Raw genomic sequence first — 24706 nt, 5'->3', positions numbered from 1 at the left:
GCAGCCGTGCCCTCCAGCCGCTCTGCGGGTGCCGCGTCCATCTCGCGATCACGCGGGCCGTCGATCCCGTTGCGCACGGTCAGGAGCCTGACGCCGAGATCGGCGGCCGCAGCGCAGCGAGACCGTCCGCTCATCTGAGCAAGACAGACCGCCGCGGCACCAGACCCAAGTGTGGACGGCCTCCGCGTTCACGGAAAGCGCTCGCCGTGTCTTCGAGGTGAGTCCACAGTTCAGTTGCAGACCGCCCTCGGAATGGTGAACCGGGGTCGGGGCAGGCGTCGTGCCGGGCGCGGCGACCGTCAGCGGCGCAGACCGGCGCGCCCCGTGCCGCCCGGGCGCGTCCGGCTGGCCACGATGAACCGTCTGCGGCGGTGATCGCGAAGACTGCACGCGTTCACGGCAACTGCACGTGCGGAGACGCCTGCCTGCCCTTCCAGCGCCAGGCACGCGCGACGCGCCATACAGCCAGCGTGAAGATCGCCTCGCCTGCGAGAACGCCGACCATCGAGTACAGCGGCCCCACCACCCAGACCATGACAACGACGAGGATGATTGAGATTACCGACGAGTAGACGCTTGAGAAAGCCAGCACCCGGAACTGCCCTGCGGCTTGCAGCAAGATACTTTCCGGGGTGCGGACAAGGCGGAGGCCCATGATCGCCAACCACAGGACAAATGCCTTCTGAACATAAAGCAGATCGTAGTCTTTCGAAAACAGAAGGGAGGGCGCGAAGTAGGCAACGATGACGCCGAGGCCCAAGGTTGCGAACCAGCCGCTCATGAGAATGAATCGAAACAGGGACAGCGTGCGATCGACGTCGCTCCATCGCTGTTGGGCGACGAGCCGTGCGAGACGCGGTCTCTCGAATTCTCCGAGGGCGTTCATCAGGATGATGGCCGGCCGGATCAGGAGTGCGCTCGCCGCGAGCGCCGCAAAGGCGACGGCACCCGAGATCAGGGTCACGAAATAAGCATGTGTGTTGCCGGTGGCCTCCGTCGTGACCAGTCCGAGCAGCGACCAGCTCGAATGCTCTTTCCAGACGGCACCATAGCGCGACAATTCTTCGAGGCGGGGCAATCGAAGCTGTTCCGCGAGATGACGAGGCCCGAACGCCAGCAGACCGCCGGCTGCACTGAGCATCAGAAATCCGTAAGCGAAGAGGGGGGAAGCGCTGCCCTGCCACGCGATCAACCCGATGCCGACGCCGAGGACGACGCCGGATACGATATCGGACAGGGCGGCACGTTGCGGCAGGCCGATCGCATACACATAGGCGCGACCGAACCAGCGCAGCATTGTCAGGCTTGCAAACCCTCCGAATAGGGCTGCAGGTAGTAATTCAATCCCGAGAGCAGCACTGAGCGCAGTAAGCACTATAAAAACCAATAAGCCGATGATGATATTTACACCAAACAAACACCGGACAGTAGCGGCATCGCCTGTTTTGCCGGCTCTCGCCATCACGACGGGAAGGGGGGCACACAGAAAGGCGCCGGAAAAGCTCATCAGAAATTGTGATGTCACCATAAGGAACGAAAAAGTGCCAAAGTCCTTCGGGCTCATCAGATGGACAAGAACGACTGACAGAACGAATTGTGTCGCTGACAGCACCAATGGGCCGGATACGGCAAGCATGTAGGGCGCGATGATTTGCACGGCCTGTGCAACGGCGATCTTCATGGAAAGATTTCGTTTCCAAACGAGCGTTCCAGCACCAATTCAAATATAATACGTCTCGCCTCGAAGGGCGAATAAAGAGCGTTGTTGCAATTCAGGCATGAATCCTGCTAAGGTCACGATATCCTTTAGCACTAGCGATTAAGCGCCGACTTTTGAATGAACGCCTAATCGCAGAAAATATCAAGTCCTTAAAATGGAGTAACGCTCGCAGTAATTTGTGCGTTTTTTAGTTTCGCCGTTAAGTCCGCGGCTCGAATATAAATAGAGCGCACGCCAGCAGGATGTCGTTTATGCTGCACGATCAAGACATGAAGCCTTCGATAGGCACGGTGTTGCGATGCATGTGGAAACATAAGGCATTGATGGTCCTGGCGGTGGGCGCCGGTATTGCCCTGTTTTTATCTGCTTATTTGTTGATCGCACCGGTCTATGAAGCATCGACATCGCTTCTTGTCAGTCAAGCTTCGGAAAATATTTCCGATGGTAGCCGGAAACAGCTTGAGTTGATCACCTCTCAAGCTCGAATCGCAGAAAGTGAGGATGTCGTTCGCGGCGCAATCAATCGCGTCGGGCTCGATAAATTCAAAGGCGTCGGCCAATCCCGCCTTCCCGGATTGGGAGGATGGCTGAGGCAGATCGTCCATGGCCGGCGTGACACAGAGGGAGTAGTCCCGGAGAACGCTGGGGGTAAGGACTCAGGCATCTCCGATATCGATCTGGTCGCCTCCGTCCTGAGCCGACGCCTCACGGTGCGGACTGAACCCAATTCCGAGGTCCTGAAAATCTCGTTTCAATACACGGATCCACGTCTGACGGCGGCGTTCGTGAACGCCGTCGCCGAATCGTTCATCGAGCGCCAGATCCGTCTCGCCGATACGCCGGGCGCCATCGATTTCTTTCGCGAGCAGAAAAAGCGATTCAACGAAGAAGTGGAGATGCGCTCCCGACTGTTGGAGCATTTCTCCCGCCGCGAACGAATGTACTCCGTGGAGGATGAGCGAAGCCTGCTTTTGCATCGGGCCAGCGACATTGCGGCGGCTCTGACGGCAACGCGCAGCTCGCTGGTCGATAAACAGGGTCAAAAAGGGGCGCTTGTCGCACAGCTGCGACTTCTCAAGCCGGTGACACAATCTCCGTTCGTGTCGAATCTGGTCGAAAATCTCGGCGGTGACGAGAAAGGTCGGTCGCCGTCACGCGGCCCTTCAGAGAACACGGCCGGCGCGGGCGACCCGCCTTTGTTGATGGTGCGCGTCTATCAGGACTCAATGGTGGCGCTGCTGAAGGTCAATTCCGAGATCGCCGGCCTTCTCGATCTCGTCAAGCAGCAGGAGCAGGAGATCAGCACCGTCAACCGAGACCTGACGACGCTTGTGAGCAAACAAACCGAATTCGAGAGGCTGAAACGCGATGTCGCTCAGGCGACCTTGAATGCGGAACTCTACGCGAAGCGGACCACCGAGGAGCAAATCAATGCCGATCTCAGATCGGCAAAGCTGACGAACATTCGTGTGATTCAGTCGGCGACGACTCCGCTCCGGGCCGTGTTTCCCAACGGGGCTCAATTCCTCGGGCTCGGCGTCGTGTTCGGCCTGATCCTGGGTGCATCGGCGTCCCTGATGCTCGAAATGTACGGTTCGCGACCGGTGTCCGACGCGACGGCCCCGGACGCACCGGCTGCTCCCGGTCGCTTCGCCGCCGCACACGCTTCGACACCCGGCGCGCAGGCCAATGAGCTTCTCCGGAAGGCGTCGGCCTATTTCGCGATGGCCGACCTCAAGCGCCGCGCACGGACGCAGTCAGAATCTTAGAGCGCTGCTCAAGCCTGGGTGACGCTGTTGCCGTGACGGCGATGCTCACTCGGGCCTCTCCGCGAAGATGCCGATGGCCATTCTTGCACGTCGCGCTCCGGGGCATTCGGTCGCGCAAACGAACGCGACCGCGCGATCTCGGCAGCCTGATCGGACAGGGACGCAACCGGGCCGGGGGAAGAAGCCCGCATCGATCCTGCCGACCGGGAACGCGGGGCGAGCGCCCGTTCAGCGAGGTACGCTGCGGCTTCGCATTGGCCATCGGGCGTGAACGCCCGCCTTGTCCCGGCCATCCGACACCGTTGCCGAACAGCTGGAGCACACCCAAGGGATGCGAGACACCGAAGTGTGATCAGAACGCGATCGGTGCAGGCTCGGCGCCCGATAAGCCCGTTGTCGCAATGGAACGCCGCAGGGCCGCGATGACTTCGTCCTGCTCATCCTCACGCAGGCTCGGGTATAGCGGAAGCGAGAGCGTACCTTCGCCCCAGTGCCAGGAGATGGGAAAACGAAGCTGCGCTTGCGCGGTGCGGTACAGGCTCAGCGAGGGAACACAGCGATAGTTCACGGTCGCACCGATCCCGGCCTCGCCGAGAGCATTCAAGACGGCATCCCGCGCCCCGCCCGGAACGTGGATCGGGAATAGATGCCGCGCCGAGACAGCGTCGGCGTCGATGGTCGGCCACCTGAAGGGCGTGCCCGCGAGTGCAGCCTCATACCGTCTGCAGAGACGTTCCCGGATTTGCAGTTGCAGGTCGATCTCAGCGATCTGCGGCTCCAGAAGGACCGCGAGCAAATCCGGGAGGTTGGCCTTCGTCCCCAAGCGGGCGATGTCCCAATGGCGGTAGGTGTGCCCCTCGAATCGCCGGGCCGCGCTCGCCGACATGCCGTGTTGAACGGTCTGAGCCAAGGCATCCGCCAGAGCCAAATCGTTTGTGACGACGGCGCCGCCTTCGCCGCAGGTCACATTCTTGGTCGCGTAGAACGAGAAGATCGCTGCATCGCCGAGCTGGCCCGGACGCCGGCCGTCTCGCGTGCCTTCGAAGCAGTGCGCCGCATCTTCGATGATTTTGACCGACTCGGGGATCACGGCCCTGAGCGACGGTATATCCACCATCTGGCCATACAGGTGAACCGGGATGACGGCTCTGGTCCTCGTGGTCACCGCCTGCCCTGCCTGGGTCAGGTTCATGAGCAACGTTCGCGCATCAACGTCCACGAAAATCGGTGTCGCTCCAACTTGCCGGACGACATTGGCTGTCGCGGCGAATGTCATGGCAGGAACGATGACCTCGTGGCCCGGTCCGATATCGAGGGCGAGCAAAGTTGCGACCGCGCCCTGCGTCCAGCTTGACGTCAGCTTGGCGCTCCCGACCCCGAAGAAGCGGCGCAGCGTCGTTTCGACCTCCTGGCACCGCGGACCGCTCGTGAGAAAGGGACTCGCGAGAACCGACGCGACACGTTCAGCGTAGCAAGCCGGGAGGGCGTGTCGATAAAATGGGACAGCCATTCAGCTGACCTCGCTGAAGGAGGGTTGTTCGGTATCAGTATACACCGTCCGGTCAGTCGGAATACCGCGCGGTATAACAGATCAAGCCCCCCACGAGACGGCCGTCCGATCGTCTGATCTGCTCTGATGTCTGTCGACGCGACGCGCGTCAGGCTCCCGCGGGCCGCCACGGCCGAGGCCGCTTTACGCCTTCGGTCCGGTCGCCAAGGGTCGCGGCCCCCTGAGCATACGGCGCACCCGCGGCGCAGGGCCCAAACACGCGCCGGCTCAATGAAGGCCCCCGTTGCCTGAGCGGTTCCCCGCAGATGCCATCGGGTTTCTCGCGCGACGCGATCGCTGCTGCCTTGCTCAAGTCCAAGCTGCGGTCAGGAGATCCCGATTGCCGTGCCGGCGGGGACGTCGTTGAGACCGGGGGCCGAGCTCGGCGCCGTCCTCGGTTGCATCGGCTGAGGCGCGACGCGGTCCAGTTCACCGCTCATGAGCGTCGTCGCGATAGGGGTCCGGTGGTCGGCCTTACCGAGGTGCTGCGCTGGCAAATTACTGTTTACGCTTCTGTAACGATTGACGAGGAGAGTTCGCGATCGGCGTGAGCTGGCGATTGCTCCAAGCGAGGATGCCCAGACATGGTCTTTATCATCGCCTCGGCTTTCGCAGCGGCTCTCGTTGCGTTCATCTCCACGATCGGCAGCGGCCTGGTTTTCTCGATCCTCGCGGTCTTCATCTCTGGCAATTGTGCCGCTCTGCTCGCTGGATGCTGGCTCATGCGCCAGCGGGGCGCGGCTTAACGGGATCGGTTGCTAGCGAACCGACCGCTCGACCTCCTGATCGCTCGCGACGCGCAGTACAACCTGGCTGCGCGGCAACGAATCGACCGCCGATTCCGGGGATAAGCGCGCGGTTCCAGGATCAAGACGACCGCACCAGCCGAAGCCGCTCGGACCACCGTTCGACACGACGTTGCCGACACCTCAGCGATCGCGAAATCGCGGCGTCTGGCTCGGGTGAGGCGAAGCATCCCCGGCCTTCCGGAACGAAGGGCTCCAGGCGGCGCGATTCGGCCTAACCGGCGCGGCTTCGGCGGGTCTCGCGCCGCTCCAGCCGACGAACGTGCGCGGCAAGGCGCGAGGGGATGATCCGCGGATGCGCGACAGTCCGTTTTGACGCCGCGCGCGGGACAGCAGCACGGGGGCATGATCAGCGCTCTCGGAGGAGCATTCAGGCCGTCCTGAAGGTGACCGTCTTGTGTCCAATATAGTTGGCGACGGCACCGGCCATGATACCGATCGCGTGCGCGGCAGGCGCCGCGATCTCTGTAAGGCCGAGCGGCATCAACAGCCCATCGCGTGCGACAATCGCCACCGCCACGGTGACGAGTCCCCCGATCAGATTGACCAGGAGGAACCCCCCGAGTTGCGCGGCAAGGGATCGCGACGAGCCTGGGAAGACGAAGCTGCGGTAGATCAGGAAGCCAATCACCATGCCGAGCGCGGTCGCTGTGGCGACCGCAAGCGCGAACGGCATTACGGTGTTGAACAGGAAGCGTGATGCCCAACTCACGCCCGAGGCGAAGCCGCCCGCGAGCAGAAATCGGACGCGCTGGTCGAGGCGGATGAGGTCCTGCAGGTAGAGCCGCATCATCTCAGACCGAAAAGCCCGCCCAAGCCAGCACGAAGCACATCGCGAGCGCACTGCCGGCCGTCAACGCCAGCCGGTCCGTCAGCGCGAAGACAACCGGATCATCCTGCAGCGTGCCGCGCTGGCACGCGACCCAGATTCGCCCCAGGATGATCGACAGCGCCAGGGGGAAGCCCCAGAGCCATGCCACATCGCCATAGAAGGTCTGCTTGAAGGCGTCGTCGATCACGTAGAACACCAAGATCAGGAGCGCGGACGTGCCCGCGGCGACACCGGCGGCCAGCACGAGGGGCAAATCCACTGCCACGTAGCCGCGTCCGTTGATCTGAGCCGCGCCGCGCGCCGTGGCACGGGCGATCTCGGTGTGGCGCTTCGCCAAGGCCAGTGAGGTGAACAGGAACATCGAGAACACGAACAGCCACGGCGAGGCGATGGCCTCCACAGCGGCGGTGCCCACCGCCAACCGAATCGTGAAGAGGCTGGCGAGCGTCAAGGCGTCAAGCAGGACCACCCGCTTGAGATAGAACGAGTAGGCGAGCGTCAGCCCGGTATAGGCTGCCAGCGTGAGAACCACCTTCGGGCCAGCCAGTGCGCCGAGCAGGAATCCGGCTCCCAGACCGGCCGGCACGGCGGCGAGGCCGTAGACGATCGGAAACTGGCCGCTGGCGAGAGGACGGTTCTTCTTCGACCAATGCCGACGATCGTCCGCCACGTCCCAGATGTCGTTGAGGATGTAGGTCGCCGAGGCGATCAGGCAGAGCGCCACGAAGCTGATCGCGAGCGACCCGAGGGCGGACGGGTCGAGGAAGCGGTTGGCTAGGACTGCGGGCACGAGAACAAGCGCATTCTTGGCCCATTGATGGGACCGCATGCTCTTGAGGAGCAGGCGACCGTAAGGCGGGCGCCGGAAGACGCCGGCGACGTCGGCTGCTCTGCCGGCCGCGCGCTCCACCCCCGGGGAGGCGCCGACCACGATCGCCTGCCGGGCGGCATGCCACACCGGCAGATCGGCGCGGCTGTCGCCCGCATAGTCGAAGCCGAGCGGGAAACGGCGGGCAAGCTCAGCCGCTTTGGCGGCCCCTTTCAGATTCGTCTGCCCGTCGCTGGCGATGACGCTGCTGATGAACGGGAAGCGGCGGGCGATCTGGGAGGCCGTCACATTGTCGGTGGCGGTCGACATGTGAATCGGCCGGCCTCCCTTGGCCTCGGCCTCTGCGAAGGCGACCAGCTCGGGGTTTTCCGGCAGCGCCTCGATGTCGAGCGTGACAGCCTGAGCCATGCGCCGCTTCAGGTGGGCGCGGCCGCCCATCGCCCAGTAGAGCATGCGCAGGACGTTCAGCGGATCGGCCCGCACCAACGCAAGCGCCTTCTCGTACAGGACATCCGTCCGCAGGAGCGTTCCGTCGAGATCGAGGATGAGGGGAACCTCGCGAGACCCGAGTTTCGGCCAAGCCGGGTGCCGAACGGCCTCGACCCCCGAAGCGATGTGCCCTGACAGCACGGATCCGGCCCCCAAGCTCGGAGACCGACCATACTGAATCCGGCGGGTGAGATCGTGCAGAACAGATCGCATCATCACAGATCGAAAGCTCCGCTGCCGATTTGAACAGGGCCACCTCAATCAGGATTGCTGAATTGCCGAGATCCATATCCGGCTGGTCAGGTCCCGACTAAGATGACGATTTCCCAGCCGGAGACTCATTGCCGGAGTCGCCACAGCGCCGTTCTTCGGGCCCCCGCGGGGACCGAAGAGGCCGCGTTCGCGGGTCTCAGCGCAGCGAAAAGCATTCTGCGTCCTCTCCGAATGCGTAGGGCTTCGCTTTGCAGTCGGCCGGTTCCCCGACCAGGAAACCGGACCCCATGTAACCCACGTAGACACGGCCGAAATGATCGGTGTCGGCGCCGAGAACAGTGACCTGATCCAAGCTGCCGACGGGGAAAGCCCCTATCTTCGTCCAATTCTCACCTTCATCAATCGATCGCCAGAATCCATATTCGCCATTCAGCCGACCGGATAAGAAAATTGTAGGATAACCTGCCTGATTAGGTCGACCAAAAGCGATATCATCCACTTGGCTGACACCGCGGATCGAGGTCCAGGTTTCCCCGCCGTCGCGGCTGCGCCTCAGGGGCGTCCCCGTTGCGTACGGGATGCCCGACGTGAAGAAGAGCTCGCCCGGTCGACCTGGCACGGCGCGGAGCTTCGCGGCGTACCCGGTGTTCGGCGCGATCTCACCTTTGAAGACGTGGCGCCAAGTCTCGCCACCGTCGCCCGTCCGCCAAAGCCCTTGGAGCCGCTTATTCGCCCCCTCCCCGCTGTGGACGAGATAGAAGACGCCGGGCCGCGTGCCGTCCGCCGTGAGTGTCTTCCGCGACAGGTATATGTGCGGATGTGAGCCCGTAAACGGAAGGGACTCGCCGCTCAGTACCACCCGTCGCCAGCTTCGGCCGAGATCTTTCGTGTAGAACGGAGCGCGGTTATAGGTCGGCTCCCAGACGATGTTGTTGGTGTCGCCGGCCGAGACCGCGATCGTACCGAACGCCATGCGCCAGGGGTCCTCGGGACGGGTCCCCGGCGGCGTCGGAAGCGCGGCGAATTTGGTCCAGCTGTCGCCGCCATCCAAGCTGTACCCGGCCAGCACGGCATCGCCGTCTTCCGAGCAGCAGGATGTTCGGGTATCGGACGCATTCGTCACGACGAATCGCGGATTGGCGGGTGTCAGCGCCACTTGCTGTGCTGCGATCAGCACACGCTCTTTCGGACCGTATGTCGTTGAGTACGCCGTCAGGTCCCGCTTGACGTGAATACCGAAATCCCAGACCGCAAACAGCGGGGCCTGCCCTGGGGCTTGGTTGACGTCGTTCGCGACGAGCTCCTCAATCCCCCGGGTCTGGCTGACCCACGTCACAGTCCGCGAAGAGTCGGAGAGGTCGGCGTAGAACACGCCCATGCCTGCGCCAGCCCAAAGCCGATCCTTCTTCACAGGATCGAACATGATACGGCTCATGGCGAAGTAGGACGCATTGCTGACGCGAAGCCATGGCGGGTCGCCGGACCCGACCCGGGACTCATGCGCCAGTCGTGTCCACAACCGTCCTCCGTCATTCGATCGGAACACCGTCCCGCTTTGATCGATGACGAGGATGCGTGAATCGTCCGGGTCGATCGCCACGGCTGCGAAGGGCAGACTCGGCAGGCCTCCGTTGGATGTAAGGCTCTGCCATGCACCCCCGCGATAACGCCAAGCCATTCGTGTCTCGCGATCGACACCGAAGAAGGTCCCGTCGCGCGCGAAGGCGCCCTGCGTGAGAAGCGACGGCCCGCCCTGCCCGTCGGATGCCAGCCGGGAAAAGCTTCGGCCGCCGTCGGACGAGGCGAAAAGGCCGTTTCCGGCCGACATCGCCCAGACGCGCCCTGCGACTTGGCCGCCCGGTTTCTCAAACCACGTGATGATGCCGGGGCTCTGATGGCCGCCTTGCGCCGGGCGTAGATCCATCGCCGGAGGCACGGTCGGGATGCGTGACCACGTCACGCCGCCGTCCTCGGTGCGCCAGAGACCATCGGCCGGAGTTCCAAAGAGCGCAACGTCCGGACGCACAGGGTCGACCGAAATGAACGGCCCGTAATTGCGGAACTCGCTATTCGGATCGAAGCCATGCTCGAACGGAGCTGTCGATGAGGCGGCGAATGACCGCCCTCCATCCCGCGAGGTAAGGACCCTTCCCTTCAGTGCCAGATAGATCCGGCGCGCGTCGGACGGGGCAACGACGACCTCGTACACCCCCTCGTTGAGTCCGTTCTGAACGTGAAACGTCGACGGCATCGACGCGGTGGTCACCAATTGAATCCACCGATTGGCCCTGTCGCTCCAGATATAAGCTCCGTACACATCCGCTCTGACGACGCGCGTCGACCCGCTGGCATCAGATGAGTATCCGGTTATGAATCCACCGCCGCCGATCTTCACCGGCCGCCAGAGATAGGTCTCCGCGCGAGCGACGGGCAGCACCACGAGCCCCCAAAGCAACAGGGCGAAACCGCGTAACGACACGGACAGCGACAGGCGCATCATCGACGAGCGTCGCTGATCGAACGGCCGACCGAGCCTCCACATGCGATGCGCGACCGCAGATCGCCCGGTCATCTTTGGGTCCGCAAGACCGAGTTCAGCCAGCATCAACTCAACCAACATTGGCTGGAACCATGAACCCTCGTGCAGCAACGGACCGCCAATTGACCCGATCCCGGCACCACACAGGGATTTGCCCGACCTGTCGGTCGCCGATCGATCCGCACCCGCGCCTTCCGGAAAGCATCGCGGTGTTCGGCCGCATCGCGAATTGAACCAAAGCGAACAATTGGCCTACCCCTGATTCAGTTATGGTCAGGACGCCCACAATCAGCCTCGCCTTCCATTTTTCTCGATTTCCGAAATACAAACTCAAGCACTTAAACACAGCCATCGAGATAACGGCCAAGATTTTTAGATCCACGTCTTGCGCGAATGAGACATCAAGCCCGAATTTTGCCAATATCAGCAACCGTGACTTGCCATTTATTCAACCCCTGATGATCACCGCCTCCAATCGTTCCGTCGGCGATCGGCGCGATGCGGCGAACCCCGCAAAAAAGCCAATTGCAACCGTGTTCCACGCCACGAACGAGTATAGCCCGGCTTGCACTGAGCCGCGCCGCAGCATGAGAAACAGCACGGGTAGGACAATCGCCACGAGCAGGTATGCGAGGTAATGCCAGTCTGAGACCGCCAAGACCGTCAATGTGAGGATTGCGGCCCACCAGATCACGACGACAGCGCATGTCCAAAACTGCGTAAGTTTAGAAAGCGCTTGCCGACTGCGAGGCCGGGCGAGGATCGCCCGAGAAACTTGGCCCACGCCGTTCGCGTAGCCAGATAGAAATCGAGCCCGCAGGAGCTTATAGCTTTCTGACGTATGCCCATAATGCACGACGGCAGGAACATCGAGCCGGGTGAGTTTCCAGCCATCCGCAATCAATCGCGAAGCGAGCTCAAATTCTTCAAATGATTTCAAATTTCGGTCTGCGAAATACCCGCTCTGCTTTACCGCCGAGACGCGATAAAGCCCCCCACAATCGAGACGGTCGATCAGACGAGGGTAATAAGCGCATCTCCTTTCCGCATTGATTTTCCGTGTGCGGAATTCATGGTTCTCGACATTCGCCTCTTCGACACGGCCCCCGACCCCGGCGAAATCCGGATGCGTCTCCAAAAATGGTATCGCACACGGCAGGAATGAAGGATCGATCTCCATATCACCGTCGAGAAGGTAGAAGAACTCTCCGCGGGCGAACATATACGCGAGTTGGGCACCAGCGCCGCACGAGCGCTCGGCTGGATTCGCCAATTGGACGATCTTTACGTCGTACCGCAACGCAATCTCCAGCGTACCGTCCGTGGATCCGCTATCAGCGATCAAGACTTCACCACCGTACGGAGCGGCGGCCTCAAGCGCAGTTTCGATCGCCCGCCCGATCCGGGCGGCCTCATTGAAAACCTTAATCCCGATTGTAAGCTTCATTGCCAATTCCGTATCGAAGGACTCTTTTGGACGAACGTCACCCATTCCTCGGCCAAAAACCGACGTTAAGACACAAGATCCTCGTAGAGTGACATGGTTTTATCGAATGAAAGTGCTGCCGCGATATGTCTTGATCGCAAAGCCATGTCCTCATAATATTCATGATCGAAATACAATCGGTCAATCGATCGGGCCAAACTACGGGCATCGTCGATATCAACTGAAATGCCGCAGTGTCGGCCGATTTCGTCAGTTATAAATTCCAATTGAACTGGGATATTCGAAACGACAAGCGGCAACCCAAGTTTGGCCGCTTCGATGAGTGCGAGGCTATGGCCTTCGAAGCGACTCATCTGCACGAAGACATCGGCCGCCGCGAGCATGCGAAGTGCATCTTTGCGGCCCATGAGTCCGAGAAATTTTACCCGATCCGTTACACCGAGGCAGTCAGCCAGTGACCGCAGTCTCGTCTCCTCAGGTCCATGCCCTATGATGCTCACAATCACGTTTGGCATGTACAACGCCGCTTTGATCAAGACGTCGTAATTCTTTTGCGCTGAGAGGCGGCCGAGGCTTATAACGCGAAAAGGGGCATCACCCCCGATGCGCGGTTGCCTCATCCGGAACAATTCCGAAAGATGCTGCTCGATCGCAGGAGAAAGCGCGTTGCTGATGACCCGCTGCTTTGATCGCAACCACCCCCGCCCCCGGTGATACGACGTCGCGACCGTCTTCGAGACACTGACTGACGCCGAGACGTTCGGCGGCACAGAGGCATATCGATCAAGCCAATTCATAGGCCATTTCAACGTATTCGCAGGCGTATGATGCGATGTGATAGCTCGAATGCGCCGGTAGGAAAGCAAAGCCGCCGCGGGCACCAATAGGTTTGTGGCAGGCATCGCTGTCACGACACAATCTGGCGTATCCTTTCTGAAGAGCAGAACAAGATCTCTGACCAAGCAGAGAAGACGGCGCATCGATCGTGGCTTCTCAGAGACCACGTGGTGCCAAGGGACGCGTTCATCGCCAGCCATCGATGTGTCGGCACTCGGCCAAAGCGCGATGAGACGTGTTCGAAATCCCTTAGCCGCCAATCCAGCAGCCAGATCGCTCCACAGCTCGCCGACACCACCGGATGACGAATGGTTGGCAAAAAAGTAAACGGTCGGCTGCGACCGTATCGAGGCTTTCCGTACGGAACGCTGGATCGGCTCCGTCAACGATACCGCAGCGCACATCCCAATCCGCCTCATTGATTGTCACCTAGCCCGGCACCTGAGCATGGATCCGGTTTTCTGTAATTAGTCCACAATCAATATTCGGATATAGATAAGATATGATATCATTTTAGTACAACTGGTCCACGATAGATCGGATCGTCGTACGTTTTGGTCAAAAGATAAAATAATGCGACGGGGTTAGACCATAAATAGCGAAACAATAATCGTCTCGGCTCCTGATAAATCCTGTAAAGCCACTCAAGACCGATATCTTGCATCCATCGCGGCGCTCGCGGAACGTCCTCAGCGATGTGATCGAAGAGCCCGCCGCAGGTTCTGATCCAGGCCAAACCGCCCAGTTTCTTCTGCCATGAACAAGCGATCTCTTCCTGCATCGGACTGCCTAGACCGAGCCATAAGACCTGCGCTCCTGTGCGGAGTATCTCAGAACAGATCTCATCCTCGTCGGCGCGATTGAAATACCCGTCGCGGCACCCAACCACCTGTAGATTCGGAAAAATCAGCTTCAACTTTTGCGATGCACGCAAAGCCACCTCAGGCTTTCCGCCCAGAAAATAAAAACGTATGCACTTCTGGGATGCTAGATCGGCGCAATCATGAATGAGATCAGTCGTCGCCACCCGCTCAGGCAAGGGACTTCGACAGAATAGGCGCGACGCAAAGACGAGCGATGCACCGTCAGCATCGACAATTGAAGCCTTGGAAATCAGTCGTCGAAAGTTTCTATTCAGATGAAATCTCGCAATCACCGATCCATTTGACGCGACGATTATTCGGGGCTCAGCAAGATGCCCCAGAGATACCAAACGGCAATCGTCATCCATGCGGCGTGCCAGTTGTTTGCGCGATAGCACTGCGGTGGGAATCCCACCAACACGGATCAGGGACATTCGACCACTGGATTCATTGAGTAGCGCACCGTGAACCAGCTGCCGCTGAAAAGTGTTGTCGTCACGAGAACCGGAACGACTGTCGTTCAGTCGCACGGCCCCGTCTGCACGGAGCCGGCGCTGCACAGAACCTGACCATCTAAAGTATGTCGACAACCGGCCAAAATGCGACATCTCTACATCCCTCCTATAGCGCTCGGGAGTAGGGCCTACACGGCATCTTAACAGTTTGTTAACCTATATCCAGGCGATCACCGGAACGCAATACCGAATTCGATGGACCTAAAAAGGCACCTTGAGTCGAGTCTCCGCCCTCATCGAGAGCGGAAACTGGATTGATCAAACGCGCCTCAAATCCCTGGTTAAGAAATTGCCGGTCCGCTCATAAAATCGGCAATCTGAGGACAGCTAGCCGGCATCAAACGGCTTGATTACCATCTTCCGATCACTCGGCTCACGAGAAACATCCCAGGGCCCTCAACCGACAAACCGTTTTAACGTCACCGCCGATCGCGAGCAGCATTTGCACGACAGAGTTCGGCTATTCGACGCGAAAGACAGAGCGATTGGGCGTTTCTGGCTGCGTTTTTCATCCGTCTCGTAGCCTGCAGTGAAGTGCGCTTTGCTTTCGTCGGCAGAGCGACACGAGCGGCGTGACGGGGGGCCATCCATTTGTCAGATTTGGGCAACCTTCTAGCAAAAGCTGCGAAGAAAGAGGCCCTTCGGTTCCGCCGAGCTCAACACGCGATATCGGTTTTCATATTCTTTGTGACAGTATAATAATCTGATGGTGTATTCGCGAGCCGATTTACTCCAGACTCGTATTATCACAGCAGCGGAAAATGGTGCGTATGCACTGGTCATCCTGCCATCATTGACATGACTTTGACCGTTTCTATGGACCATCCCTCATGGGCCGCACACCTAATCTGAACATCAACCAGTCATCTGTTAAAACCGATTTTCAGCACCGGTAAATGCAAGCAATGTATGAAAATTAACCCTATTGCCAGACGGTGCTATAGCCGATATAGAGAATTCGGCCACGTCATCGAGGCCGCACACCAAGTCCGAAATGCGGCCCGGATCTATAGAGTGGGCTGCCTATTAGCGTGCGCCGCGCACCAGTGCTTTTGCGAGTTCTGGGGACACGTCGAGTTGCGAAGTCGTTCTCAAAAATCTCGGAGCTGCGAAAATGCCAAACAGCAGCCTTCAGCGATAGTATTTCGCAACGTTCGTATGGTGCAATCTCGCGCGAAGCCGTACTTTTCGAAAAATCCCAATACAACAAATGGATATATCAAGCTTATTCGAGCTATATTGGAAAATGAACTATACTTTTAGTCATTGATGATATACTATAACGCGTCGGAACGCTATCTATTTATATTTATTTTCAGGTGACATGAAATAAAACTGGGAGGATATTTTCAATACGCCGCTTTGACTCAATCGATTATGCGAAATAGATCGAGGAGACTTAAGCGATGAGTTCTGCTGAACACGGGTTGCTTGTGACCTCAGGTCCTGAAGCTCGAGCGGGGGCTGACCACACATCCAATATTCGGCACAGCGCGCATGTCGCAATCGATATAACTGTTGCGGCAGCCGCCATCCTCCTTCTTATGCCTCTTTTCGTTTTGATCGCCATTTTGATCTCGCTCGACAGTCCTGGCCCTATTTTGTTCCGGCAGGAACGGACTGGACTGAAGGGTCGCAAATTCAATATATATAAATTTCGGACGATGCATGTTCAAGAAAACGGACCCATCGTGCAACAGGCGAGTCGCAGCGATGTGCGCGTAACTCGGATCGGAAAATTTCTAAGACGCAGCAGTCTCGACGAACTTCCGCAACTGCTAAACGTAATCAAGTGTGAGATGGCGATTGTCGGACCTCGTCCACACGCTGTTTCCCACGACATTTACTATGGAAAAATAATCCCCAATTACAATGCTCGGTTCAACGTGCGCCCCGGTATCACCGGATGGGCACAGATTAGTGGGTCACGGGGCGCAACGCCTTACTCTGCCGATATGGAAAAGCGCCTTGCGCTCGATCTTTGGTATGTATCAAACGCAAGCCTTATTCTTGATTTCAAGATTATCGTGAAAACCGTGTTAATGTGCCTGGCATTCAAGCTGGATGCTTACTGAAATCGCAATCTAAAAAGAATGCAACGGATTTTTGTTGGCGCCCGAGATTAGAACGGATGCTGCGTTCCCCGGGACGGGCTGCACATATTGGCGCTTCGGCGTCCCGAAATCCGGTAGCTCCAAGCGAGGTTTTCGCGATGCAGAAGACAGTTGCTGTTACTGGCGCCGCGGGATACATCGGTTCTGTTCTCGTCACACAGCTTCTGAATGTCGGCTATCGCGTTCGAGCAATCGATGCTTTTTTTTTCGGGCATCAGTCATTGCTTAGCCTTCAAGACCATCCCGCGATGGAGATTCTGCGGTGTGACATCCGCAATTATCCGCCAGGAGTTTTCGATGATTGCGACGTTGTTGTTGATTTAGCCGCATTGTCGAATGACCCGTCCGGAGACCTCGATGCCGAACTAACGCGTTCGATCAATGAGCGGGGACGGATCGCCTCGGTGATGCTCGCTGAGCGGGCTGGGGTCAAACGCTATCTCTTTGCAAGTTCCTGTGCCGTCTATGGTGAGCATATTGGCAGTGACGTGAATGAGGATTCTACGCTTCGGCCGCTCACCTTATATGCAGAGACGTGTGCAAAAGCCGAAGAGGTCGTATTGAGCCGAAACAGATCGGATTTCACCACCGTATCCTTGCGGAATGGTACCGTTTTTGGCCTTTCGCCACGGATGCGGTTCGACTTGGTGGTCAATAAAATGGCGCTCGATGCTTATGAACTCGGCTGCATCAGTGTCGTCGGAAATGGCGCACAATGGCGCCCTCTCATTCACGTCGAGGACGTCGCGCAAGCGTTTTTGCTTACCCTTGATGCGCCCGATCGGTCCATTGCCGGCCAAGTGTTCAACATAGGGCGTGAAAATTACCAGATCTCGGAAATTGCATACCAAGTCTGGTTAGCGAGTGAGGCTGCAACAGCGATCTCCTATGTGGGTGTCGGTGAAGATCGTCGAAACTATCGCGTCAGCTTTGCCAAGGCTGAGAAAGTACTCGCGTTCCGGGCGCATCGGTCGATTGGGTGCGCCGTCTCGGACGTCCAAAGGGCGCTCCGGGATGGGCGGGCCGGTAATGCGCCTTGCTGTCATACGGTCGAATGGTATCGCTCCCTCTTAGCGACGAAGGGCACTGGTCTCGGTTTCGGGCACCGGCATGTGAGCGGCAATATGAGTGCGGTCCGGTGAACGGGTCCAAGCCAGACGCGATTTGTGGAGCGCCGACGAAATCCGAGGTAATCTGGCTTCTGGTGCCCAAAAGCCACTTTACCGAGCCGAACTTACATGGATGGAAACACCGTTTTCTCGATAAAGGCCGTAGGTGACCGGCGGTCGCTACCGCAAAGATCGAAAGATGAGGCTTGGCTTTTGGTCACCTCTCCGATGTCTGTGGCGACATAACGGAGTCTTTTGCGTCCTTGCCAATGTGCGTCAATCGATTTTGGTGAATATAAACTGTTCCCAGCGCGCGGTGAACTGCACCTGACTCGCGCTGGTGTCAATGAGCAGCCGGTCGTATCGCAGATTACAGTCGATATCATGGCAAGATTGTCACCGAATAATTTTGGCCTTGTGATCACAGATCGGATACCGAAGCTGTAATCTGTTCGCACGGCACCGGCCTCAGAGCCCGTGATTCAGATGGACGCACAAAGCTGATTTCGTCAGATTTCGACCGTTCGCATCGACTTTATAAGTAAACGCAGCAATCGCAAGTAACAATCAAAGAGGCCAATCACAGTGGCCTCGCTCGCTCAAATCAATCAGCGCCAAGATCGAATCTCTTGAATCGCAAGCGAGCTAAAGCGATGCCACACAGCGAGAGATCTGTATGCATGTAGCGGGACAATAGCCGGAAAGATGCGATGCATCGTCATATATAGTACGGTCGCGCAGAGCAGTAGCATCGACGCAATAAATAAAATCGCAATGATCAAACCGTCAGCAGCCCGAGCCGATCGAGATCGGGATCGGGATCGGGATCCGTGGGTGCTGTCCTGAACCTCAAGTGCGGGCTGAGCTTGGCGCAAATCCAGACACTCTATTATTCAGCAGGTGATTAACTACGCATATCTAACGCTCCATGTCGATACCGAGCCGACGAAAATATCGCTCGCCGGAGAACAATCGAACTCCCGTCACTCGGTATATCCTGCGGCGTGACACAATGCTGAAGCCGCTTCGACCGGCCCGCTCGATTGCCACTGCAGAAGGTATACTGCCCCCCGGACGGCATGGGAATGGGTCTCAATTGCCCGGCTCCAGAGCCCTCAGGGTCACTGGATAGGCTGGCTGGTGCGCGGATGAATCGTGTTGTTCGGTTGCAAGCCAGCTCGACAGAAGCCACCTGTCGGTCGCAATGCTAGGCCGGGTGGTGAATTGATTCCAGCGGCGCCTCAAGGATGAAGAATTCAACGGCATCTGATGGGCCAGAGGGCCTCGGCCCCACATGGGGTCGCCTTCGATCGCAATGGTGCCGTGGGCCGGCGACGACCCAACCCGCGCTGTGATCCATCATTGTCCGGGCGCGGGCTGCGTCGTTTGTGTCATCGTTCAAGGCACGTCTCAGGTTGCCTACGCTCACTGAAAATCGCGCTCGGCTCTGATGTCACGACCGAGTCCCGGTCTCAGCGCCGGAACGCCGAACATTCAATTCTGACATCCTACGCAGATAGATCGAACAGACTGCCGAATGAGGATCTCCGCTTGACGATCCCGCTCTGCAATCTCGGCGTTGCTGACCTGACGGCGCGGTGCCTGAATACGCCGTTGCGAAGCTGCCGACTTCGGCTCGTTCGTCGAGGGCGCAGCCGCAAAGGCCGGCAGGCGTTCGACCGTTGTGACGGCTGCAGCACCCATTCGATCGTGGGTGCGATGAGCGAGCACGGCTATCGGGTCGACGCCATTGCCGGTCTGACGTCGGCGGGGCGCTTCGAGAGCCCTACTGTCATCGAGATCGGCCACCGGTGCGGGATCCACGGTCGTCATGGAAGGGCTCGATTCCAAAACCGTCAAGCTCAGACATCCACCCAAACCTCCGCTCAGACAGATCGAAAGACTGAAGGAGGCGATGCGCCATTGCTTCGAAGCCATTTCGGGCCGCCATGAACGAGATCTAGCCAAAACGAATTGGTCCGACGATGGATCGCCCGTATAGGTAGTCCTCCGGCGATACGCTTACCGAATTTGATTGCAGAACGCTGATCGAAATGTGCGATTTCTGGGACCATACTGCTTTCGGAGGGCTGAGCAGATGATAAAGGTTGCAGGCTTTTCGGTACACAAATGGCTTTAAAGACAGACGAGACTCGAGCGCGGGCCAACCGGCGCCAGTCTTTCCATCGGTGATTGATCAGTTCGAGGTGTTGACCGGCGGCGCCGGCGTCGCTCGATCCAAGATGGATTTCAGCTATCTCTGCATCGCGTGAGAGAATTGAACCCTCGTCTAGAGCCGTTCCCGCTTACGTAGCGACGGCTAAGTCGTTGTCGTAGACGACGGCGGCGAGGCTGTTGCGGCACTCGTCTGGGGTGAAGCGGGTGAAGGCGTGCCGGATGGCGTTCCAGAGGTCTGGCACGGTGCGGGCAACTGCGCTCCGCAGCAGGGCTTTCAGCTTGGCGAAGATCTGTTCGATCGGGTTGAACTCGGGGCTATAGGGCGGAAGGTAGAGCAGCCGGGCGCCGGCCGCCTCGACCCGCTCGCGGATGCCGCTGACCTTGTGAGCTTGCAGGTTGTCGAGGATCACGATGTCGCCGGGCCGCAGCACCGGGACGAGGCGGTTGGCGACGTAGTCGCGAAAGCGCTGGCCATTGGTAGCGCCATCCGCGAGGTCGAAGGCGCACAGGCCGGTGGTGCGCAGAGCGACGGTGATAGTGGTTGTTATGTAATGGCCCTGGGGCACGAGGAGCCGGCAGCGCTTGCCGCACGGGGCGCGACCGTAGCGGCGGGCCATGTTGGTGGCGGCCGCCGTCTCGTCGAGGAAGACGAGCTTGTCGGGGTCGAGGTCAGGCTGAGCCGCGAACCACGCCTCACGCGCCGCCTTCACGTCAGCCCGCTCCTGCTCAGTTGCGTACAGCGCCCCTTTTTACGGGTGATCCCATGGCGAGCGAAGAAGCGTGACAGCCCGCTCGTGCTGGTCTGCACGCCCTGCTCGGCCAGGGCGTCGCGCAACTCGCGCAGGAAGCGTTCGGGCCGGGCCTCGTCGAGGGAGAAGATCAGATCCGCATGCTCCTCGATCGCCGGCAGGCGGTCGTCGCCGTGCGTCGGTTTGGGGGCGACGTGACCCTGCTGCGCAAACCGTTGCGACCAGCGGCTGGCGCTCGACACGCTCACCCCGAACCGCGCCGCCGCCTGATGGAAGGAAGCGCCCTCTGTCACGGCCGCCACGACGCGCTCGCGCAGATCGACAGACAACGGTGAAGGCATCGCTGGCTCCTTCACCCGTCAACGCTCCAGCCACCGTCCTGTCGCAACACCGCCGGGCACGGCTCTAGTTCGCCTTCAAAGGCCGCTTACATATCTCAGCCGCGAATGAGCCGTGGATAAGAGTGCAATTTAAAACCCAGGAATGACCTGACCGGTATTGTGGACCGAGCCGCGTGAGCGACTGTCTTGCCGGTCAAGCGGTTTGCCATGGCGTTCCGTCCCTCAGGATGGCGTTGAGGATGGTGATCAGCTTCCGAGCAGTGGCAATCAGAGCAACGAGCTTAAGTCAGGTGACACGGCAAACTGCCTCCCTGACGCCATGAGGACCTGCCCCCCTCGATGAGCGAGGAGGTTGAGATGATCAGGAACGAAGATCAGGCTCTTCAGCGGACGGACGATCCGCGGAGGGCCGAGATGAAGACGCCGGACGACGTATCGGCGATGGTGCGGCTGACGGCGCTGGGCTGGGGTGCCAAGCGGATCGCGACCGAGCTCGGCTGTTCGAAGAACACGGTCAAGCACTGGCTCCGTCAGGGGGATTGGCGTCCCTCTAAAACGCCGTCTCGATCGAAGCGGCTCGACGGCTTGATGGACTGGTTGGCCGAACAGTTCCGGCAGCATGCCGGCAACGCCGACTTCGTGCGCCAGGACCTCGCCAACGAGAAGGACATCCACGTCAGCCTGCGCACCGTGGAACGGGCTGTGGCGCCGTTGCGGCGGGACCTGGTGATCGCCGCAACGGCGAGCGTGCGGTTCGAGACGCGGCCAGATGAGCAGATGCAGATCGACTTCGGCGAGCGGCGGATCGAGATCGGCGGTGTGCCAACCCAAGTCTCGCTGTTCGTTGCGACGCTCGGTTACTTGCGTCGACTGCACGTGCGCGCCTTCGGCCACGAACGGCAGGAGGACTGGTTCGCCGGATTGGAGAGCGCCTTTCGAGCCTTCGGCGGTGTGCCGCATGAGGTGCTGCTCGACAATGCCCGCGCCCTGGTCCTGCACCATGACCCGGTCAGCCGCGAGTTCATCCTGCATCCGCGGTTGCACGCCTTCTCCCGGCATTGGGGCCTCCGGGTGCGGGCCTGCGCCCCGTACCGGGCGCGCACGAAGGGCAAGGACGAGCGCGGCGTTGGCTACGTCAAGAGGAACGCTGTGGCCGACCACCGCTTCGCGAGCTTTGCCCCCCTGGAGGCGCATCTCGATGCCTGGACGCGGGATGTGGCCGACCGGCGCGCGCACGGCACGACCGGTGAGGCGCCGGGCGCGCGGTTCGCCCGGGACGAGGCCCGGGCGCTGCAGCCCCTGGCGGGCGTGCCGCCGTTCTCCGCCGCACGCGATCTCGTGCGCCGGGTCGGGGCAGACTGCGCGGTCAGCGTGGACGGCAACGCCTACTCGGTGCCGTGGCGGCTGATCCTCCCTCGGTGTCGCGGACACAAGGAGATCATTTCGCGGTCCTCTCGGCTTGCTCGGGCGTGAGATAGCCGAGTGCCGAGTGGATGCGTTGCCGATTGTAGTAGCCCTCGATGTAAGCGAACAGATCACGCCGCGCTTCATCCCGGGTCGCCCGTCGTCGCTGATGGACGAGCTCGACCTTGAGCGTGTGGAAGAAGCTCTCCATCGGGGCGTTATCGTAGTAGCAAGCCGTGCGGCTCATCGACGGCTTCACCCCCATACCGGCGAGCTGTCTCCGGCAGGCCTCGGCCGCGTACTGGCTGCCGCGATCCGAGTGGCAGATCAGCCCGGCGGCCGGCCGCTGCCTCTGGGCGGCCATCATCAATGCCGCTACGCTCAGCTCGGCGCGCATGTGATCGCGCATAGACCAACCGACGATCTTGCGCGTGGCCAGATCGAGGACGGCGGCCAGGTACAGCCAGCCCTCGCCGGTCGGCAGGTAGGTGATATCGGCCAGCCAGACCGTGTCGGGTCGCGCGGCTGAGAAGTCCTGCTTGAGGAGATTGCGCGCGATGGGGAGATCGTGACGGCTGTCGGTCGTACAGGGCCGGAACCGACGACCCGCCAGAGCACGGATGCCATGCCGGCGCATGAGACGCTCCACCCGTCCGCGGCTGACGGACCGGCCCTCAGCTCGCAGGGCGGCATGCACGCGTGGGGCACCGTAGCGTCGGTGATGGGCGGCATGGATGCGCCGGACGTCGTCCAGGAGCTGACGGTTGGAGGCCGAGCGCGCGCTCTCAGGCCGTGACCGCCAGCCGTAGAAGCCGCTGGGTGAGACTCCGAGCACGCGGCACATGAGACGCAACGGCCAGGTCCGCGCATGCTGCTCGATGAAGGCGAAGGTCACTTGGGCATCTCCGCGAAGATGCCGATGGCTTTTTTTTAGTACGTCGCGCTCCATGCGCGTGCGGTCGAGCTCGCGCCGCAGTCGGCCGATCTCGGCGGCCTGATCGGAAGAGGACGCAACTGGGCTTGGTGGCGAGGCGCCCATCGATCCAGCAGACCGCGGCCCGGGCGAGGCACCGTTCAGCGTGGCGCGCCACTGCCTCAGCATCGAAAGCTGGATCCCGAGCTCGGCCGTGACCTGCATCTGCGGCCGGCCGCTGCTCTCCAGCAGGGCAACCGCTTCGCGCTTGAACTCGGGTGTGAACTCGCGTCTCGTCTTCGCCATCCGACACCTTCCCCGCTCAGCATGAGCGTATCAGAGGTGTCCGCGGTGCCGAGGGAGGATCATCCAACGCCTCTATGACGCGCCGGACGCGGTCTCGAATGCAGGATGGAGCTTGACTCGCTCGCTGCCGCTCAGACGCGATCAGTCCTACGATCTGACGGCGTCTCGTGACGAGATCAGCCAACGCCTGAGTCTCGGCATCGGCCCGGGCGCGAACGGGCGGATTGGTGGCCGCCGCGAACCGGGCGATCACGGTGTCGTCGATGCGGTCGGATTTGGCACGTTGGCCCAACGCGCGAGCGAAAGCACGGACCTGTGCTGGGTTCACGATCACGGTTGGCAGCCCCCAGGTGGTGAGAGAACGTGCCACCATGGCTTCCAAACCGCCGGTCGCCTCAAGGACGACGAGCTTCGGCTTCAGGAGCCGGAGGCGTTCGCACAGCTGCTCCACGCCCTCGGTCGTACGATCAACGGCGAAGTTTGCCTCTGCGGGATGAACGTGAATATCGAGGCGGTCACGAGCCACGTCGATCCCGACAACAGGAGCGCCCATCTGATCCCATCCTTGCGCAACCGGGCCTAGCGTTGAGCGGCCCAAGCGACTGTTCGGGTTCGATGGAACGGCGGGCGAGGACCCTGGCTCACTTGCGGGCTTGGTAGCCCCAGAGGCTAACGGTCTCTCACTCGCCACCGCGCCGAGGAGCATACCCGACGCGGGCGGGATCAAGTTACAAGAGGCTACTGCATGGCCGCTGCCATGGGGAGCCGGAAGGCCAGGTCCGGGTAGCTGACAGGCGCAGGCGGGAGGTCGCCCAGGGACGGATGCGGCCGAACGCGGTTGTAGGTCTTTTGCCAGAGGGTGATGACAGCCTGGGCTTCCTTGAGCGAGTAGAAGATCTCCTGGCGCAGACACTTGTCGCGCAGCTTGCCGTTGAAGCTCTCACAGTACCCGTTCTCCCACGGCGAGCGGGGTGCAATGCTCTGGATCTGCGGCCCCGTTTTTGGCGACCCATTTGCGCAGTGCCTTTGAGATCATCTCAGGGCCGTAGCACATCGGGAAGATGGCTCGACGGTTCTGGGGCGGCGCGCGAAGCCATGCTGAGCGCAGCGCGCCGCCCTGGGCGGTCATGGCCGATCGGCAGGTCTCTAGAGTGACGGTGTTCGAAGCCTCATTCCGGAGACGG

Annotated in this window: 14 protein-coding genes and 3 pseudogenes; 4 read left to right on the top strand and 13 right to left on the bottom strand. The window is 60.2% G+C overall.

Features of this window, described 5'->3' with window-relative positions:
• Positions 1 to 394: 394 nt before the first annotated feature.
• Positions 395 to 1681: a polysaccharide biosynthesis protein gene (locus tag PQI07_RS15940; RefSeq protein WP_274926948.1), complete on the bottom strand. Its 1287-nt coding sequence runs from the start codon at positions 1679 to 1681 to the stop codon at positions 395 to 397.
• A gap of 290 nt (positions 1682 to 1971) precedes the next feature.
• Between PQI07_RS15940 and PQI07_RS15935 the strand changes: the two genes are divergently transcribed.
• Positions 1972 to 3489 carry a GumC family protein gene (locus PQI07_RS15935; protein ID WP_274926947.1) on the top strand — a complete coding sequence of 506 codons (1518 nt, stop codon included), beginning with the start codon at positions 1972 to 1974 and terminating at the stop codon, positions 3487 to 3489.
• A 352-nt stretch (positions 3490 to 3841) separates the two neighbouring features.
• Here the strand turns inward: PQI07_RS15935 and PQI07_RS15930 are convergent, their stop codons facing one another.
• The 7 genes from PQI07_RS15930 to PQI07_RS15900 all read right to left on the bottom strand — a co-directional run bounded on the left by PQI07_RS15930 (position 3842) and on the right by PQI07_RS15900 (position 14423).
• Positions 3842 to 4999, bottom strand: a complete 1158-nt coding sequence (locus PQI07_RS15930; protein ID WP_274926946.1) for a DegT/DnrJ/EryC1/StrS family aminotransferase — start codon at positions 4997 to 4999, stop codon at positions 3842 to 3844.
• A gap of 1215 nt (positions 5000 to 6214) precedes the next feature.
• Positions 6215 to 6637, bottom strand: a complete 423-nt coding sequence (locus PQI07_RS15925) for a GtrA family protein (protein ID WP_051044675.1) — start codon at positions 6635 to 6637, stop codon at positions 6215 to 6217.
• Between the two features lies 1 nt (position 6638).
• Positions 6639 to 8135 carry a UbiA family prenyltransferase gene (locus tag PQI07_RS15920; protein ID WP_446720955.1) on the bottom strand — a complete coding sequence of 499 codons (1497 nt, stop codon included), beginning with the start codon at positions 8133 to 8135 and terminating at the stop codon, positions 6639 to 6641.
• A 268-nt stretch (positions 8136 to 8403) separates the two neighbouring features.
• Positions 8404 to 10812: a WD40/YVTN/BNR-like repeat-containing protein gene (locus tag PQI07_RS15915; RefSeq protein ID WP_274926945.1), complete on the bottom strand. Its 2409-nt coding sequence runs from the start codon at positions 10810 to 10812 to the stop codon at positions 8404 to 8406.
• 382 nt (positions 10813 to 11194) lie between these two features.
• Positions 11195 to 12238, bottom strand: coding sequence for a glycosyltransferase family 2 protein (locus PQI07_RS15910; RefSeq protein ID WP_236961288.1), 1044 nt, complete (start codon positions 12236 to 12238; stop codon positions 11195 to 11197).
• A 20-nt stretch (positions 12239 to 12258) separates the two neighbouring features.
• Positions 12259 to 13416, bottom strand: a complete 1158-nt coding sequence (locus tag PQI07_RS15905; protein WP_274926944.1) for a glycosyltransferase family 4 protein — start codon at positions 13414 to 13416, stop codon at positions 12259 to 12261.
• Positions 13417 to 13538: 122 nt separating this feature from the next.
• A complete protein-coding gene (locus tag PQI07_RS15900) occupies positions 13539 to 14423 on the bottom strand; it encodes a WecB/TagA/CpsF family glycosyltransferase (RefSeq protein WP_274926943.1) in 885 nt (294 codons plus the stop codon).
• A 1391-nt stretch (positions 14424 to 15814) separates the two neighbouring features.
• Between PQI07_RS15900 and PQI07_RS15895 the strand changes: the two genes are divergently transcribed.
• Together PQI07_RS15895 and PQI07_RS15890 are read left to right on the top strand one after the other, a co-directional pair.
• Positions 15815 to 16483 carry a sugar transferase gene (locus PQI07_RS15895; protein ID WP_075380640.1) on the top strand — a complete coding sequence of 223 codons (669 nt, stop codon included), beginning with the start codon at positions 15815 to 15817 and terminating at the stop codon, positions 16481 to 16483.
• Positions 16484 to 16620: 137 nt separating this feature from the next.
• Complete coding sequence (locus PQI07_RS15890; protein WP_274926942.1) at positions 16621 to 17664, top strand: NAD-dependent epimerase/dehydratase family protein; 1044 nt, start codon at positions 16621 to 16623, stop codon at positions 17662 to 17664.
• A gap of 1461 nt (positions 17665 to 19125) precedes the next feature.
• Here the strand turns inward: PQI07_RS15890 and PQI07_RS15885 are convergent.
• Positions 19126 to 19464 carry a hypothetical protein gene (locus tag PQI07_RS15885; protein WP_274926941.1) on the bottom strand — a complete coding sequence of 113 codons (339 nt, stop codon included), beginning with the start codon at positions 19462 to 19464 and terminating at the stop codon, positions 19126 to 19128.
• Positions 19465 to 19937: 473 nt separating this feature from the next.
• Positions 19938 to 20899, bottom strand: a protein-coding gene (locus PQI07_RS15880; RefSeq protein ID WP_274926940.1) for an IS630 family transposase whose coding sequence is annotated in 2 segments (ribosomal slippage) — positions 19938 to 20548 and positions 20548 to 20899 — 963 coding nt in all. Because the reading frame shifts where the segments join, the coding sequence is not laid out codon by codon here.
• Between the two features lie 357 nt (positions 20900 to 21256).
• On the opposite strand from PQI07_RS15880, the pseudogene istA reads away from it, so the two are divergent.
• Positions 21257 to 22309: pseudogene (gene istA / locus PQI07_RS15875) on the top strand (IS21 family transposase); the annotation flags it as partial.
• 28 nt (positions 22310 to 22337) lie between these two features.
• Here istA and PQI07_RS15870 read toward each other — a convergent pair.
• The 3 genes and pseudogenes from PQI07_RS15870 to PQI07_RS15860 all read right to left on the bottom strand — a co-directional run.
• Complete coding sequence (locus PQI07_RS15870) at positions 22338 to 23522, bottom strand: IS3 family transposase (protein ID WP_274926939.1); 1185 nt, start codon at positions 23520 to 23522, stop codon at positions 22338 to 22340.
• A 49-nt stretch (positions 23523 to 23571) separates the two neighbouring features.
• Positions 23572 to 24075, bottom strand: a pseudogene (locus PQI07_RS15865) (IS110 family transposase); the annotation flags it as partial.
• A gap of 185 nt (positions 24076 to 24260) precedes the next feature.
• Positions 24261 to 24567: pseudogene (locus PQI07_RS15860) on the bottom strand (integrase core domain-containing protein); the annotation flags it as partial.
• Between the last annotated feature and the right edge of the window lie 139 nt (positions 24568 to 24706).

The sequence above is a fragment of the Methylobacterium sp. 092160098-2 genome (genome assembly GCF_028920805.1).
GTDB lineage: Bacteria > Pseudomonadota > Alphaproteobacteria > Rhizobiales > Beijerinckiaceae > Methylobacterium > Methylobacterium fujisawaense.
This window is presented reverse-complemented; position numbering and strand designations above follow the sequence as displayed.

Excerpts from the sequence above, each read along its gene's own strand:
- PQI07_RS15940 (WP_274926948.1), bottom strand. The coding sequence starts at position 1,681 with ATGAAGATCGCCGTTGCACAGGCCGTGCAAATCATCGCGCCCTACATG.
- PQI07_RS15935 (WP_274926947.1), top strand. The coding sequence starts at position 1,972 with ATGCTGCACGATCAAGACATGAAGCCTTCGATAGGCACGGTGTTGCGA.
- PQI07_RS15930 (WP_274926946.1), bottom strand. The coding sequence starts at position 4,999 with ATGGCTGTCCCATTTTATCGACACGCCCTCCCGGCTTGCTACGCTGAA.
- PQI07_RS15925 (WP_051044675.1), bottom strand. The coding sequence starts at position 6,637 with ATGATGCGGCTCTACCTGCAGGACCTCATCCGCCTCGACCAGCGCGTC.
- PQI07_RS15915 (WP_274926945.1), bottom strand. The coding sequence starts at position 10,812 with ATGCTGGCTGAACTCGGTCTTGCGGACCCAAAGATGACCGGGCGATCT.
- PQI07_RS15910 (WP_236961288.1), bottom strand. The coding sequence starts at position 12,238 with ATGGGTGACGTTCGTCCAAAAGAGTCCTTCGATACGGAATTGGCAATG.
- PQI07_RS15895 (WP_075380640.1), top strand. The coding sequence starts at position 15,815 with ATGAGTTCTGCTGAACACGGGTTGCTTGTGACCTCAGGTCCTGAAGCT.
- PQI07_RS15890 (WP_274926942.1), top strand. The coding sequence starts at position 16,621 with ATGCAGAAGACAGTTGCTGTTACTGGCGCCGCGGGATACATCGGTTCT.
- PQI07_RS15885 (WP_274926941.1), bottom strand. The coding sequence starts at position 19,464 with ATGACGACCGTGGATCCCGCACCGGTGGCCGATCTCGATGACAGTAGG.
- PQI07_RS15870 (WP_274926939.1), bottom strand. The coding sequence starts at position 23,522 with ATGGCGAAGACGAGACGCGAGTTCACACCCGAGTTCAAGCGCGAAGCG.